General features: G+C 31.9%; 1 pseudogene. It reads left to right on the forward strand.

Going from position 1 to position 310, the window contains the following annotated elements:
* Positions 1-212: pseudogene (locus JKP73_RS23325) on the forward strand (CBO0543 family protein); the annotation flags it as partial.
* Positions 213-310 lie beyond the last annotated feature (98 nt).

Raw genomic sequence — 310 nt, forward strand, 5'->3', positions numbered from 1 at the left:
CTGTAACTATTTTGATTTATCTAAAGTATTTCTTTGGAACAAATAAATGGAGTGTAAGGATATTTCATTTCATACTTTGGGTTACGCTATACGTTGCATTCGAATATATCAACCTACACATTGGCATAATTTCTCATCATAATGGCTGGAGTATGTGGCATTCGGTTCCATTTGTTATTGCGATGTTTGTTATGTTACCAATTCATTATTAAAAACCACTGGTAGCATGGCTGTTTGTATCAGGAATATTTATAGTACTATCGATGCAGCTAGATTTTCCTCTAGATAAAATGAAATAGTTTGTGAATTT

Origin of the sequence: Virgibacillus salexigens (assembly GCF_014905415.1) — a bacterium.
GTDB lineage: Bacteria > Bacillota > Bacilli > Bacillales > Amphibacillaceae > Virgibacillus > Virgibacillus salexigens.